This window comes from Methylobacterium nodulans ORS 2060 (genome assembly GCF_000022085.1).
Lineage (GTDB): Bacteria > Pseudomonadota > Alphaproteobacteria > Rhizobiales > Beijerinckiaceae > Methylobacterium > Methylobacterium nodulans.
This window is the reverse complement of record NC_011894.1, coordinates 4670628-4685332: the sequence shown is the minus strand read 5'-3', so window position 1 is coordinate 4685332 and position 14705 is coordinate 4670628. Positions and strand designations below refer to the sequence as shown.

The 14705-nt window shown below is 68.1% G+C and carries 12 protein-coding genes; 4 read left to right on the top strand and 8 right to left on the bottom strand.

Going from position 1 to position 14705, the window contains the following annotated elements; all coding sequences use genetic code 11:
* Positions 1-4: 4 nt before the first annotated feature.
* From MNOD_RS21755 to rimP, 3 genes are all read right to left on the bottom strand, one after another.
* Positions 5-754 carry an RNA-binding protein gene (locus MNOD_RS21755; RefSeq protein ID WP_015931120.1) on the bottom strand — a complete coding sequence of 250 codons (750 nt, stop codon included), beginning with the start codon at positions 752-754 and terminating at the stop codon, positions 5-7.
* 102 nt (positions 755-856) lie between these two features.
* The gene (gene nusA, locus MNOD_RS21750; RefSeq protein ID WP_015931119.1) at positions 857-2467 is read right to left on the bottom strand and encodes a transcription termination factor NusA; all 1611 of its coding nucleotides are present in this window, start codon (positions 2465-2467) and stop codon (positions 857-859) included.
* 62 nt (positions 2468-2529) lie between these two features.
* Positions 2530-3141: a ribosome maturation factor RimP gene (gene rimP, locus MNOD_RS21745; RefSeq protein ID WP_043749208.1), complete on the bottom strand. Its 612-nt coding sequence runs from the start codon at positions 3139-3141 to the stop codon at positions 2530-2532.
* A 363-nt stretch (positions 3142-3504) separates the two neighbouring features.
* On the opposite strand from rimP, the gene MNOD_RS21740 reads away from it, so the two are divergent.
* The 3 genes from MNOD_RS21740 to MNOD_RS21730 all read left to right on the top strand — a co-directional run bounded on the left by MNOD_RS21740 (position 3505) and on the right by MNOD_RS21730 (position 6693).
* Complete coding sequence (locus tag MNOD_RS21740) at positions 3505-4395, top strand: MurR/RpiR family transcriptional regulator (protein ID WP_015931117.1); 891 nt, start codon at positions 3505-3507, stop codon at positions 4393-4395.
* A complete protein-coding gene (locus MNOD_RS21735) occupies positions 4392-5723 on the top strand; it encodes an aspartate aminotransferase family protein (protein WP_015931116.1) in 1332 nt (443 codons plus the stop codon). The genes MNOD_RS21740 and MNOD_RS21735 overlap by 4 nt, the downstream gene beginning before the upstream one ends.
* 61 nt (positions 5724-5784) lie before the next feature.
* Positions 5785-6693: a transporter substrate-binding domain-containing protein gene (locus MNOD_RS21730; protein ID WP_015931115.1), complete on the top strand. Its 909-nt coding sequence runs from the start codon at positions 5785-5787 to the stop codon at positions 6691-6693.
* A gap of 339 nt (positions 6694-7032) precedes the next feature.
* Here MNOD_RS21730 and MNOD_RS21725 read toward each other — a convergent pair whose 3' ends face one another.
* The gene (locus tag MNOD_RS21725; protein ID WP_012631264.1) at positions 7033-8415 is read right to left on the bottom strand and encodes an IS1182-like element ISMno9 family transposase; all 1383 of its coding nucleotides are present in this window, start codon (positions 8413-8415) and stop codon (positions 7033-7035) included.
* A 238-nt stretch (positions 8416-8653) separates the two neighbouring features.
* Here MNOD_RS21725 and MNOD_RS21720 point away from each other — a divergent pair, with 238 nt between their 5' ends.
* A complete protein-coding gene (locus tag MNOD_RS21720) occupies positions 8654-10303 on the top strand; it encodes a serine hydrolase (RefSeq protein WP_244424542.1) in 1650 nt (549 codons plus the stop codon).
* Positions 10304-10309: 6 nt separating this feature from the next.
* Here MNOD_RS21720 and urtE read toward each other — a convergent pair whose 3' ends face one another.
* Genes urtE through urtB form a run of 4 tightly spaced genes read right to left on the bottom strand, consistent with a single transcriptional unit; the run spans position 10310 to position 14548 of the window.
* Complete coding sequence (urtE, locus tag MNOD_RS21715) at positions 10310-11005, bottom strand: urea ABC transporter ATP-binding subunit UrtE (protein WP_015931113.1); 696 nt, start codon at positions 11003-11005, stop codon at positions 10310-10312.
* A gap of 13 nt (positions 11006-11018) precedes the next feature.
* Positions 11019-11804: an urea ABC transporter ATP-binding protein UrtD gene (urtD, locus tag MNOD_RS21710; protein ID WP_015931112.1), complete on the bottom strand. Its 786-nt coding sequence runs from the start codon at positions 11802-11804 to the stop codon at positions 11019-11021.
* Complete coding sequence (gene urtC / locus MNOD_RS21705; RefSeq protein WP_015931111.1) at positions 11801-12946, bottom strand: urea ABC transporter permease subunit UrtC; 1146 nt, start codon at positions 12944-12946, stop codon at positions 11801-11803. The genes urtD and urtC overlap by 4 nt, the downstream gene beginning before the upstream one ends.
* 3 nt (positions 12947-12949) lie before the next feature.
* Positions 12950-14548: an urea ABC transporter permease subunit UrtB gene (gene urtB / locus MNOD_RS21700; protein WP_043749202.1), complete on the bottom strand. Its 1599-nt coding sequence runs from the start codon at positions 14546-14548 to the stop codon at positions 12950-12952.
* Positions 14549-14705 lie beyond the last annotated feature (157 nt).

The window sequence follows — 14705 nt, the reverse complement described above, 5'->3', positions numbered from 1 at the left end:
TGATCTACGTTCCATCAGCCTGGACGTCGTCCGGGAGGGCCGTGTCGGCGTCGCCGTGCGGCGCCAGTCCGACATCCCCGGTCGCGGCCTCCGCACCGCGAAATGTGCGGAGCCGACGCCAACGCGCGAGCAAGCCGGTCGTGCCGGCTCCCGCGACGAGGGCAGCGTGTATCACATGATCCCGGCCCAAGGCCATGTCCAATTCTTCACTGGACAGATCGTCCACCACCGGGATCCCCGATATGGCATCGCCGTAGCGGCGGCGCAATGCCTGGGCGAGCTTGCGGCGCCCGTCGGGGCTGGCGTCGCTCGCATGCACCAGGGCGGCGATGCCCGCCGGGCTCGCCACCGCGCTCTCCACCTTGGTGAAGCCGGTGACGACGCAAGCAGCCTTGTTGGCGAGCGAGAGGGCCTGCCGGAGATCCTGCCGCAGGCCGGCCTCGATCACGTCCGCGAGATCGGCCGGGACCACGGTCGCCCTGCCCTTGAAGGCGCGCTGGAACAGCCGCTTGCGCACGGCCTCGGTCACCGCCGCCCGGGTCGCCGTGACCCAGGCCCCGCGGCCCGGCAGGCGGGCCTTGAGATCCGGCACCACGGCGCCGTCGGGCGACAGGGCGAAGCGGATCAGCCCGGAGGGGTTCTGCGCCGTGCGGGTGACGAGGCAGGTCCGCTCCGCATGCGCGCGCCCGCGCCCGACCCCGGCATCGAGGATGCCGGGGGGCAGGTCGTCGGCGGGGGTGTCGGTGTCCTGCATCGCTGCGCTGGCGTCGTCTCGCGGGGTCGGGGTCGATGGGCGGTGCGGGAGCCTCGCTCTCGGCGAGCCGGAGCCCCGCGCCGTCTTCGTCACCGATGGTGATCAGGTAGGCTGGCCCTCGGACTCCTCCAGGGCCTGCTCGTCCTCGGCCGGCGCCTCCGGAGCGGCCTCGATCCAGCCGGCCCGCACGCGGGCGGCGACGATCATCGCCTCCGCCTCGGCGCGGGAGAGGTCGAAGCCGTCGAGGTAGCCTGCGTGGCGCACCGCCTCGGCCCCGCGGCCCTCGGTGTAGCCGACGAGGTCGTCGGTGGCGCAGCCGGCGAGATCCTCGATGGTCTTCACGTCGTTCTCGCCGAGCGCCACCAGCATCGGGGTGGTGATGCCGTCGATCTCGCGCAGCTCGTCGGAGACGCCGAGCTCCTTGCGGCGGGCATCGTTCTCGGATTCGATCCGGGCAAGGTAGTCGCGGGCGCGCGTCTGGATCTCGGCGCCGGTCTCCTCATCGAGGCCCTGGATGTTGGCGATGTCGCCCGGCTCGACATAGGCGATCTCCTCGACGGAGCGGAAACCCTCCGCCGCGAGCAGCTGGCCGACGGTCTCGTCGACGTCCAGCGCCTCCATGAAGGCGTTGGTGCGCTCGATGAACTCCTTCTGCCGGCGCTCCGATTCCTCGGCCTCGGTCAGGATGTCGATGTCCCAGCCGGTGAGCTGCGAGGCGAGCCGCACGTTCTGGCCGCGCCGGCCGATGGCGAGCGAGAGCTGGTCGTCGGGCACCACCACCTCGATGCGGTCGGCCTCCTCGTCGAGCACGACCTTGACGACCTCGGCCGGCTGCAGGGCGTTGACGATGAAGGTCGCCTGATCCTGCGACCACGGGATGATGTCGATCTTCTCGCCCTGCAGCTCGCCGACCACCGCCTGGACGCGCGAGCCGCGCATGCCGACGCAGGCGCCGACCGGGTCGATGGACGAATCGCGGGAGATCACCGCGATCTTGGCGCGCGAGCCCGGATCGCGGGCCACCGCCTTCACCTCGACGATGCCGTCGTAGATCTCGGGCACCTCCTGGGCGAAGAGCTTCGCCATGAATTGCGGGTGCGAGCGCGACAGGAAGATCTGCGGCCCGCGCACCTCGCGGCGGACATCGAACAGGTAGGCGCGGATGCGGTCGCCCGGCCGGAAGGTCTCGCGCGGGATGCTCTCGTCGCGGCGCACGATGCCTTCGCCGCGCCCCAGATCGACGATGACGTTGCCGTACTCGACGCGCTTGACGAGGCCGTTGACGATCTCGCCGATGCGGTCCTTGTACTCCTCGTATTGCCGGTCGCGCTCGGCGTCGCGGACCTTCTGGACGATGACCTGCTTGGCCGATTGCGCGGCGACGCGCCCGAAATCGAAGGGCGGCAGGGTGTCGGCGATCACGTCGCCCACCTGGGCCGCGGGATTGTGGCGGCGGGCGGTCTCGAGATCGATCTCGCGGGCGTCGTTCTCCACCTGATCCACCACCAGCATGTGGCGGGAGAGGCGCAGCGCGCCGGTGCGCGGGTCGATCTCGGCGTGAACGTCGGTCTCCGCGCCGTAGCGGGAGCGGGCGGCCTTGGCGATCGCCTCCTCCATCGCGCCGATGACGATGGAGCGGTCGATGACCTTCTCGCGGGCGACGGCGTCGGCGATCTGCAGGAGTTCGAGCCGGTTGGCGCTGACGACGGCCATGAGTGGTGATCCTTCCCTGAAATGCGGGGCGCCTTCCGGCGCGGGATGTTGTTGTGGTGCGGTCAGTGGGCGGTGGGCGCCTCGCCTTCGCCCTCCTCATCCTCGACGGGGGCGGAGCCGCGGCGGAGCGACTCGCGGATGAGCGCGTCGGTGAGGACGAGATGCGCCTCGCCGATGTCGCGGAGCCTCAGATCGTAGGAGGCCGGCGTGCCCTCCTTGGCGTCGGGGAGGTCGATGCGCACGCTCTCCCCCTCCGGCGCCCGGATGATGCCGCGGAAGCGCTTGCGGCCCTCCAGCGGCACCGTGAGCTCGACCTTGGCCTCGTGCCCCGCCCAGCGGGCGAAGTCGCCGACCCGCACCAGCGGCCGATCGATCCCCGGCGAGGAGATCTCCAGGTGGTAGGCCCGGCCGATCGGGTCATCGACGTCGAGGAGCGGCGAGATCGTGCGGCTCACCGACTCGCAATCCTCCACCGTCATGGTGCCGTCCGGCCGCTCGGCCATGATCTGGACCGTGCAGCCGTTCTGGCCGGTGACGCGCACCCGCACGAGGCGGAAGCCGAGCCCTTCGAGGGAGGGCTCGACGATCTGCGCCACGCGGGCGGCGACGCCGGTCTCGGTGATCAGGCGCTTCTCGGCCGCATCGGCCGGGTGATGGTCTGGGGCGTCGGTCATGGTGTCGGGCCGTGACGTCCTCGCGGACGGGCTGGCGTTCCGCTCGCGCCCTTCCAAGCTCGCGGCAATAAAAAAGAGCGGACCCCGGGGGGCCCACTCCCGCACCGCAGCCTCATCGACCGCGAACAGAACTGTTGGCGAACAGATAGTCCGGCAGCCACCCGAATGCAAGGATTTTGACGCCGCGGCGCCTTCGGGGGCTCGCCCGCACCCTCTACACGGACCGGAAGTGGCCAAGCCCGCCGCAGCGACCCGGTTGCCCAGAAGCTGCCCAGGACGACCACGCGCGCATCAAATGTTGCACTCAGTATGATCAGGCAACATCTGTTGCATCTGCCGGCGAACAGGCGTATAGAATCCCGCATGGACCACGGCCCGCTCACCGACGAGATCGTCGCCACCTTCGAGACGCTGGGACCCCAGCTGCAGGCGGCCGCCCGTTTCGTCCTGGAGCATCCGAACGACGTTGCGCTTCTCTCCATGCGCGAGCAGGCCCGCCGGGCAGGCGTCCAGCCCCACTCGATGACGCGCCTCGCCCAGCGTCTCGGCTTGCCCGGCTACGACGATGTCCGGGCGCTCTACGCCGCCGCGGTCCGTGAGGGCTCGCTCGGCTTCTCCGGCAAGGCCGGAACCCAGGTCGCCCATCAGAAGGCCAAGGGCGAGAGGGCACTCGCTGCCGAGATCATCGCGTCGGTCCACGCGCAGATCGGGCGGCTCACCGAGCCGCCGGCCCTCGATCGCCTCGTCACGGCCGCGGGACGGCTCGCCTCCGCCGAGCGCATCTACTGTCTCGGCCTCCGCTCCTGCCATCCCGTGGTGGCGCAGTTCGCCTACGTGATGTCGTTCCTCGGCGAGCGGGCCGTGCTTCTCGATGCCGGCGCCGGGACCGGCCTCGATCCGATCCGCTCGGCCACAACCCGGGACGTCCTCCTGGCAGCCAGCATCGCTCCCTACACGCGCGCGACGATCGAGACCGCGCAATACGCGGACAACCAGGGCGTGCCGGTCGTGGCGGTGACCGACAGCCTGGTATCGCCGCTCGCCGGTGTCGCCCGGGAGACCATCGTCGTCCCGACCGACAGCCCCTCGTTCTTCCACACCGTCGCGCCGGCCTTCGTCGTCGGCGAGGTGCTCGCCGCCCTCCTTGCCGGCCGAGGCGGGCAGGCGTCGCTCGCCGCCATCCGGCGCACCGAGGCGCAACTCGCCGCCTTCGGCATCCACTGGACACCCCCGGCCACACGGAAATCGTCATGACCCGCATCCTGCACCGACAGATCCACGCCCCCTTACGCACCGCCACGGGCGGCCGCGGCGTCGAATTGTTCGACCAGGAGGGGCGCGCCTATATCGACGCATCGGGCGGTGCCGCGGTGTCCTGCCTCGGCCACGGCCATCCGGACGTGATCGCGGCTTTGCACGCCCAGGCCGACAGGCTGGCTTACGCGCATACCAGCTTCTTCACGAGCGAGCCGGCCGAGGCCCTTGCCGAGCGGCTCGTCACTGACGCCCCCGCGGACCTCGACTACGTCTACTTCGTGTCCGGCGGCTCGGAGGCCGTCGAGGCGGCGCTCAAGATGGCCCGCCAGTATTTCGTCGAGATCGGGCAGCCCGGGCGCAGCCGGATCGTCGCCCGGCGTCAGAGCTACCACGGCAACACGCTGGGCGCGCTCGCCGCCGGCGGCAACGAATGGCGCCGGGCGCAGTTCAGGCCGCTCCTGATCGAGACGCACCACATCGACCCCTGCTACGCCTATCGCTACCAGCGGCCCGGCGAGAGCGAGGCGGAATACGGCCTGCGGGCCGCCCAGGCGCTGGAGGACAAGCTCCTGGAACTGGGCCCCGAAACCGTGATGGCCTTCGTGGCCGAGCCGGTGGTGGGCGCGACGGCCGGCGCCGTGCCGGCCGCGACCGGATATCTGCGCCGCGTGCGCGAGATCTGCGACCGCTACGGCGTGCTCCTCATCCTCGACGAGGTGATGTGCGGCATGGGCCGCACGGGAACGCTGCATGCCTGCGAACAGGACGGCGTCGCGCCGGATCTGATGCCGGTCGCCAAGGGGCTTGGAGGCGGCTACCAGCCGATCGGCGCGACGTTCCTGAGCGGCAGGATCTACGACGCCTTCGCCAACGGCTCGGGCCTGTTCCAGCACGGGCACACCTACATCTGTCACCCGATGGCCTGCGCGGCGGCGCTTGCCGTGCAGGAGGTGATCGCCCGCGAAAACCTCCTCGACAACGTGAAGGCGATGGGCCGGCACCTGCGGCGTCGGCTCACCGAGCGCTTCGGCAACCACCCGCATGTCGGCGACATCCGCGGCCGGGGCCTGTTCATGGGCGTGGAGCTGGTCGAGGACCGGGGCAGCAAGGCGCCCTTCGCCCCCGCCCTGAAGCTCAACGGGCGCGTCAAGCGCGAGGCGATGGAGCGCGGGCTGGCGGTCTATCCGGCCGGCGGCACCATCGACGGCGTGCACGGAGACCACGTGCTCCTGGCGCCCCCCTTCATCATCGATGCCGCGACCGTGGATACGATCGTGGAGCGCCTCGGCGAGGCCCTCGATGCGGCGATCGCCCAAGCCGCCTGAGAGCGGCGCAACCCTGCCGCCTGGCCGGATCCAGGCCCGCCCAAACCGGAGGATATCGACCATGCGACGCCTGATGCGAGCGGCTGCAGCCGCAATGATGACGCTTGCCCTAACGGCAGCCCTCCTGCCGGCGCGAGCCGAGGAGCTGACTGGCACGTTGAAGAAGATCAAGGAGACCGGCACCATCGTCATCGGCTACCGCGAATCCTCGGTGCCGTTCTCCTATCTCGACAACGACCAGAAGCCGATCGGCTTCTCGATGGACCTGTGCGGCCATGTCGTCGAAGCGGTGAAGAAGAAGCTCTCCTTGAGCGACCTGAAGGTCGCCTACAACCCGGTCAACTCGGCCACGCGGCTGCCGCTCGTCGCCAACGGGACTGTCGACCTGGAATGCGGGTCGACGGCCAACCAGCTCGCGCGCCAGAAGCAGGTCGCCTTCTCGGTCTCGACCTTCGTGGCGCAGTTCAAGTGGCTGACCCGCGTCGACAGCGGGATTTCCTCGCCCGATGACCTCAAGGGGCGGAATGTCGTGGTGACGGCCGGCACCAACACCGCGCAGTTCCTGAACAAGCTCAACCAGGAGCAGAAGCTCCAGCTCACTATCACGCAGGGCAAGGACCACGCGGAGAGCTTCCTACTCGTCGAGACCGGGCGGGCCTCGGCCTTCATGGAGGACGACATCCTGCTGGCTGGCGTGAAGGCGAATGCGAAGGAGCCCGCCCGGTTCAAGATCCTGGACAAGGCGTATTCCGCGGATCCGTATGCCCTGATGTTCCGGCGGGACGATCCGGCCTTCAAGGCCGTGGTGGACGAGACGCTGATCGGGCTGATGAAGTCCGGTGCGTTTGCCGACCTCTACGCCAAGTGGTTCGAGAGCCCGATTCCGCCGCACGGCGTCAATCTCGCCTTCCCGATGTCCGACAAGCTCAAGGAACTGACGAGAAATCCGTCGGACAAGGCCAACTCGTGACCCGGTCTCGTCCGATCGCACCGGGGGCCGGGACAATCAATGACTTGGAGCCGTGTCACGGCTCTTGAGGTCTTGATTTCGCGCGCGCCTTTGCGCCGATCCGTCGCAGATAATGCGAAGAATCAAAAACCTGGAGCAGGATCCGTTCCACCATGAACGGATCCTGCTCCAGGGTCAAAACCCAATCGGCCTGGCCATGCTAAGGGCGGCTTCCGAGACTCTGCGGACGCTGAGCCGACGGACGCTTCGCGCCGATTTCGTTGAAAAACTCGCGGGCGATCTGGATCGAGCACCGATCGGCTGAGCGAGCCGATCCAACATGAGGGGGATCCCGGCCGATCAGGCCGGGCTCAGCTGCTGTAGCGGGATCAGCTGGGCGAGCTTCCTGAGGTTCTGGGCCGCTGCGGCGAGGTGGAACTCGTCCCGGGCCCCGTTCGGACCCCGCAGCCGCAGCCGATCCAGCTTCAGGATTCGCTTGAGGTGGGCGAACAACATCTCGACCTTCTTGCGCTCGCGCCGCGAGGTGCGGCCCTCCTCCGAGGCGCAGATGTCGCGCGCCATCTGCCGGGCGCCTTCGTGGATCGAGCGCGGGATCTTGCGGGCGGGTGTGGTGGGGCAGCATCGTGGCTTCAGCGCGCAGGCGTCGCAGTCGCGCTTGCTGGCCCGGTAGCGCATCATGCCATCGTCGTCGACGAGCGGGAACGGCGTCCGATAGACCTTCTGGCGTGGCCGCAATGGGTGGCCGGCCGGGCAGGTGTAGGCATCGGCTGCAGGGTCGTAGGTGAAGGCTGACCGGCTGAAGGTGCCATCGCGGCGCTCGGACTTGTCGAAGACGGGGATGTGCGGCTCGATCCCGCGCTCGTGCACGAGCCAAGCGAGCTGCTCGGCCGACCCGTAGGCACTGTCGGCCGCAAGCCGGGCCGGCCACAGCCCGAAGCGGTCCTGCGCGCGCGCGATCATGGTGCGGGCTGCCCCGACCTCCGCCTGCCGGATGGCGCGGCTGGCCTCGACATCGACGATCACGGCGTGGTCGAGGTCGATCAGGTAGTTGGTGGCGTAGGCGAAGAAGGCATGGCCCTTCAGCGCGCCCGTCCACTGCGCCGCCGGGTCGGAGCGGGAGACGAACTTCGGCTGGACCTCGCTCGCTGCTCCCCAGGCGGCTTCGTCGAGGGTGTCGAGGTACTCGCGCACCGACCGGCGGATCCGGGCGAGATCGTTCCAGTCGACGGCCTCGGAGGCGTCTGCGGAGCGCTGCTTGTTGGCATCGGCCCGGATCAGGCTGGCATCGACCGCGAAGCCCTCGCCACCGACCAGCCCCTCCTCGATGCAGCGCTGCACGGTGGTCTCGAACACCTCGCGCAGCAGGTCGCTGTCACGGAAACGACCGTGTCGGTTCTTGGAGAAGGTCGAGTGGTCGGGCACCGCGCCATCCAACCCGAGCCGGCAGAACCAGCGGTAGGCGAGGTTGAGATGCACCTCCTCGCACAGACGGCGCTCGGAGCGGATGCCGAAGCAGTAGCCGACGAGCAGCATGCGAACCATCAGCTCGGGATCGACCGAAGGCCGACCCGTGGTGCTGTAGAAGGGACGCAGGTGCGCGCGTAGGCCCGACAGGTCGACGAAGCGGTCGATGGCGCGCAGGAGATGGTCGGCGGGTACGTGGGTATCGAGCGAGAACTCGTAAAACAGGGCGCCCTGCTCGACTTGCCGAGGTCCCATCATCTGCTTCGATCTCCGTCTTTCGACAGGAGTGAATCACCCCGCGACTACCGCCGCAACAGCGGAGTTTTTCAACAGAATCCGCCCTGAGCGGACATTGTGGCTCGGTACCCGAAAGCGGACGTTCGTGATCGACGGACGTCGCGTCCAATCACGCCCTTCTTCCGACGTCCAGCGTGGCCAGCAATCATAGGTTTTGATAGAGAGAGATCGATTACGCGACAACGATTGGATGACGGCAATGACCGCTGTTGATCCGATAGGCGTTACAACACCGGAGCGCCACATCATGTCCTTGCTGGAATCCGTTGCGACACTTCGCTCGATCACGAGGGTAATTCCCGCAAAGCTAGTTGCCTTATGTCTTATCTCGACTAGCGCGCCAACACCGAGCCTTGCGGAAACGTCACCGCCCCAGACGGCCGGCATTCCCATATCCAATGGCCAGATCGACAAGGCTATCGCCAGTCTCGATGCGATCGCCAGCGACGTCATGAAGAGGAGCGGCGTGCCGGGCATGGCAGTCGCGGTGGTGCGGGATGGCAAGACGGTATATGCGAAGGGTTTTGGCGTCCGGAAAATCGGCGAGAGCCAACCGATCGACGCAGATACCGTGTTTCAGATCGCGTCGCTTTCGAAATCCCTTGCGGCCAGCGTTGTCGCCCATGAGGTTGGACTGGGCACCATCAAGTGGGACACGCCTCTCGTGGCGCACCTGCCCTGGTTCAGGCTTGGTGACCCGTGGATCACGCAGCATGTCACCATTGCCGATATGTTCAGCCATCGCTCTGGTTTGCCGGAGCATGCCGGCGATGATTTGGAAGATTTCGGCTATGACCGACGAACCGTGCTGGAGCGCCTGCGCCTGCTGCCGCTTCGCAGCTTTCGAGATACTTACGCTTATACGAATTTCGGCTTGACGGCAGCGGCGGAGGCCGTAGCTGCAGCATCGGGCAAGGACTGGGAAAGCCTTTCCGAAGATGTCCTTTACAAGCCGCTCGGCATGACCGCGACCAGCTCACGCTTTGCTGATTTCGCAAAGCAGTCGAATCGCGCCTTTGGGCATGTGAAGGTCGGTGACGCCTTCCTGCCGAAATATCAACGTCTGCCCGACGCGCAGTCGCCGGCGGGCGGCGTCAGTTCATCGGCAAACGATCTCGCTCGATGGTTGGCGTTGATGCTGCAAAACGGCAAATTCGAAGGTCGTCAGATCATTCCAGCGGATGCGCTGCTTCCGGCGGTGACGGCCGAGGCCATTTCGACCCACTCCTTCGCGGTTGACGCAAGGCCGAGCTTCTACGGGTACGGATTCGGCGTTGGAATCACACCGGCGGGCCGGACGATTGTCAGTCATTCCGGCGCCTTCGCGCTGGGGGCCGGAACCCATTACGCGATGATCCCATCGGCTGGGGTCGGAATTGTCGTGCTGACCAACGCGGGACCGGGCGGTGCAGCGGAGGCACTCGGCGCCTCCTTCATGGACCTTGTCCAGTTCAGCATGGTCACGCGGGATTGGCTTGCCGCCTATAGGGCAGCGATGTCGGAGCTCTTGGCGCCGACGGGCGACCTTGTCGGCAAGTCACCACCCACCACTCCAGCGCCGGCGGCAAAGCTTTCATCCTATATCGGTAGCTATGCCAACCCTTATTTCGGCAACGCCGAGATCGTCGAGGCGAATGGCCATCTGGAGCTGAGGATCGGCCTTTCGGGCAAATCGTACATGTTGACGCACTGGGACGGTGACATGTTTTTGGTTAGCCCTTCCAGCGAGAACCAAGCCGATGGTTCGCTGTCGTCGATCGCATTCAAACGGACCGGCAACGAGCCGGCGCGCGAAGTGACGATCGAATATCTCAACGGCAATGGGCTCGGCCTGTTTCTGAGGCGTTGATAGGCCCTAAACCGACAGCCACCGCCGCACCTGCGCCTCGACCATCCCGGATCGCGGCCCGGCCTCGACCACCTGGCCGCGATCCATCACTGCGTAGGAATCGCAGAGGTCGCGCGCCCATTCGAAATACTGCTCGACCAGCACGATCGCCATCTCGCCCTTCGCGCGCAGGTAGTCGATGGCCCGGCCGATCTCCTTGATGATCGAGGGCTGGATGCCCTCGGTCGGCTCGTCGAGGACGAGGAGGCGGGGACGCGTGACGAGCGCCCGGCCGATGGCGAGCTGCTGCTGCTGGCCGCCCGAGAGGTCGCCGCCGCGCCGGCCCAGCATGTCCTTGAGGACCGGGAACAGGTCGTAGATCTCACCCTGCACATAGCGGTCGCGGCGCTTGAGCGGCGCGAAGCCGGTCTCCAGGTTCTCCTTGACGGTGAGCAGCGGGAAGATTTCGCGGCCCTGCGGCACGAAGGCGATGCCGCGGCGCGCCCGGTCGTAGGGGGCGAGCCGGCTGATGTCCCGGCCGTCGAGCCGGATCGCGCCCGCCGAGACCGGCTGCTGGCCGACGATGGCGCGCATCAGCGAGGTCTTGCCGACGCCGTTGCGGCCGAGCACGGCCGTCACCTTGCCGATCTCCGCCTGCAGCGAGACGCCGCGCAGGGCCTGCGCCGCACCGTAATGGAGGTCGATCGCCTCGACGTTGAGCATCGCGCCGGTCCCTTCAGCGACCCAGATAGACCTCGACCACCCGCGGGTCGGCCGAGACGGAATCGATCGAGCCCTCGGCCAGCACCGCGCCCTCGTGCAGGCAGGTGACGCGGCAATCCAGGGCGCGCACGAAATGCATGTCGTGCTCGACGACGATGACCGCGTGATCGCGGGCGATGCGGCGCAGCAGCGTCGCGGTCGCCTCAGTCTCGGCATCGGTCATGCCGGCCACCGGCTCGTCGACGAGCAGGAGTTTTGGGTCCTGCGCGAGGAGCATGCCGATCTCCAGCCATTGCTTCTGGCCGTGGGAGAGGTCGGCGGCCGGCCGCGCCCGGTGGGCGAGGAGCCCGGTCGTCGTCAGGATCGCGTCGATGCGCTCCGCCGCGATGCGGTTGCGCCAGCCGAACAGCGAGGCCGTCGCACCCCGCGGGCCCTTCAGCGCGAGCAGGATGTTGTCGGCGACCGTGTGGCTCTCGAACAATGTGGGCTTCTGGAACTTGCGGCCGATGCCGAGTTCCGCGATGGCCGCCTCGTCCATCCGGGTGAGGTCGTGCAGACCGTCGAACAGCACCTCGCCGGAATCGGGCCGGGTCTTGCCGGTGATGCAGTCCATCATGGTGGTCTTGCCGGCCCCGTTCGGGCCGATGATGGCGCGCATCTCGCCGGGCATCAGGGTCAGCGACAGGCCGCGCAGCGCCCGGTAGCCGTCGAACGTGACCCTGATGTCGTCGACATAGAGCAGTGCGTTGGTGAGGCGGCGGTCCTGCGGGGCTGCATCCAGGGCGATCGCAGCGCTCATGACTGGCGTCCTTCCTCGGCGAGGGCGGGCTCGCCCGGCGCCGGACCGGGCAGGGCCGCCGGCCGGCCATCGAAGCGCTCGGCGAGCGTCCCGACGATGCCGCGCGGCAGGAACAGGGTGACGACGACGAAGAGGGCGCCGAGCATGAACAGCCACGCATCCGGCATCGCGCCCGTGAGCAGGGTCTTGGCGTAGTTCACGAGGACGCCGCCCAGCGCCGCGCCGACGAGCGTGCCGCGGCCGCCGACCGCGACCCAGATCACCGCCTCGATCGAGTTGGCAGGCGTGAACTCGGACGGGTTGATGATGCCGACCTGCGGCACGTAGAGGGCCCCCGCCACGCCCGCCATCATGGCGGAGACCGTGAAGGCCAGAACCTTGAAATGCGCCGTGCGGTAGCCGAGGAAGCGCGTGCGCGATTCCGCGTCCCGGATCGCGATCAGCACCTTGCCGTAGGCCGAGACCGTCATGAAGCGGGCGAGGAGATAGGCGAGCGCCAGCGCCACCGCGGACAGCCCGAACAGCGCCACGCGGGTACCCTGCGCCTGCACGTTGAAGCCCAGGATGTCCTTGAAGTCGGTGAGCCCGTTGTTGCCGCCGAGCCCCATGTCGTTGCGAAAGAAAGCGAGCATGAGCGCGAAGGTCATCGCCTGGGTGATGATCGACAGGTAGACGCCGGTGACCCGCGAGCGGAAGGCGAGCCAGCCGAACACGAAGGCGAGGAGCCCGGGGACGAGCAGCACCATCGCGGCCGCGAAGGGAAAGGAGTCGAATCCGTACCAGTACCAGGGCAGTTCCTTGTAGTTCAGAAAAACCATGAAGTCGGGCAGGACCGGATGGCCGTAGACGCCGCGCGGGCCGATCTGGCGCATCAGGTACATGCCCATCGCGTAGCCGCCGAGGGCGAAGAAGGCGCCGTGGCCGAGGGAGAGGATGCCGCAATAGCCCCAGACGAGATCGAGGCTCAGCGCCAGGATCGCGTAGGTGAGATACTTGCCCATCAGCGAGACCGCGTAGGTCGGCACATGCACGGCCGAGCCCGGCGCGGTCATCAGGTTCAGGACCGGAACCGCCACCGCGAAGGCGGCGAGCACCGCGAGGAAGATCAAGCCCTTGCGGTCGATGAGGCCAATAAGCGTCATGGGTCAGGCCTCCACGGCGCGGCCCTTGAGCGCGAACAGGCCGCGCGGGCGCTTCTGGATGAACAGCACGATGAAGACGAGGAGCAGGATCTTGCCCAGCACCGCGCCCGCATAGGGTTCGAGGAACTTGTTGGCGACCCCGAGGGTCAGCGCCGCGACGAGGGTTCCCCAGAGATTGCCGACGCCGCCGAACACCACGACCAGGAACGAGTCGATGATGTAGCTCTGGCCGAGATTGGGCGAGACGTTGTCAATCTGCGAGAGCGCCACGCCCGCGATGCCGGCGATGCCTGAGCCGAGGCCGAACGTGAAGGCGTCGATCCAGGGGGTGCGGATGCCCATGGAAGCGGCCATGCGCCGGTTCTGCGTCACCGCCCGGGTCTTGAGGCCGAAGGAGGTGGCTTTCAGGATCAGGTTGAGGCCGAGGAACACCGCTAGCGCGAAGAGCACGATCCACAGCCGGCCCCAGGTGATGGAGAGGCCGAACACGTCGACCGCGCCGGCCATGTAGGAGGGCGCGCCGACCTCGCGGTTGGTGGGGCCGAAGAGCGAGCGCACCGCCTGCTGCAGGATCAGGCTGACGCCCCAGGTGGCGAGCAGCGTCTCGAGCGGCCGGCCGTAGAGGTGGCGGATGATGCCCCGCTCGATGACGATCCCGACCGCGCCCGCGACCAGGAAGGCGAGCGGGATGGCGATGGGCAGCGACCAGTCGAACAGGCCGGGCATCCGCTGGCGGATCGCCTCCTGCACCAGGAAGGTCGTGTAGGCACCGAGCATCACCATCTCGCCATGCGCCATGTTGATGATGCCCATGACGCCGAAGGTGATCGCGAGCCCGATGGCGGCGAGCAGCAGCACCGAGCCGAGGGAGACGCCGTACCAGGCATTCTGCAGGTTCGCGACGAGGGCGAGCCGCCATTCCACGCCCGCGATCGCCTTGGCGGCTGCGTCGCGCACGGCCGGCGACGGATTGCCCGAGAGGCCGCGCAGGATTGCGAGGGCGTCGCCGTCGCCGCGCGCCTGCAGCACCGCCACGGATGCGATCCCGGCGCCCTCCGGCGTGTCGGGCTTCGCAAGGAGCGCTGCGGCGCGGGCCTCCTCCATGGCGCGCTTCACGCCCGCGTCGGTCTCGCGCGCGAGCGCCGTCTCGAGGGCGGGCAGCGCCGCGACGTCGCGGGCCTTGAACACCGCATCGGCGGCATTGCGGCGCAGGCCTGGATCCGGCGCCACGAGGTTGAGCGTGCCCTGCGCCGCGTCGATGGCCCGCCGGACCCGGTTGTTCACGCGCACGGGCTTGAACCCGTCCGGGCTCGGGAGGGCCGCCCCGGTCCGGACTTCCGTCAGGGCGCCGCCCTCCCGGATCGCCAGGGTCTTGTCCTCGGCGCGGACCAGGAGCCTGCCGTCGGCGAGCGCGCGCAGCACGGCGCCGGCCTTCGGGTCGCCGCTCGTCGCCAGCCCGGCGATGCCGGCTTCGATATCCGAGTAGCTGTCGCTTGCGAGCCGCGCATAGGCGGCATCGGCCGGCGACTGCGCCTGCACGGGGCGCGGTCCGGCCGCACACCATGCGGCGAGGACGAGGGCGAGGATGATCCAGCGGCGCATCCGGGCTTTCCGATGATGTGTTGAATGATTGATCGAGATCCGGGCGAGGCGCGGGACCCGCGGGATCCCCTCTCCCATTCGGGTCCCATTCGGGAGAGGGGATCCCGCGCATCAATTGGAATTGAGGCGCCGCTCAGGTGGCGCTCCGCCGGCCGGC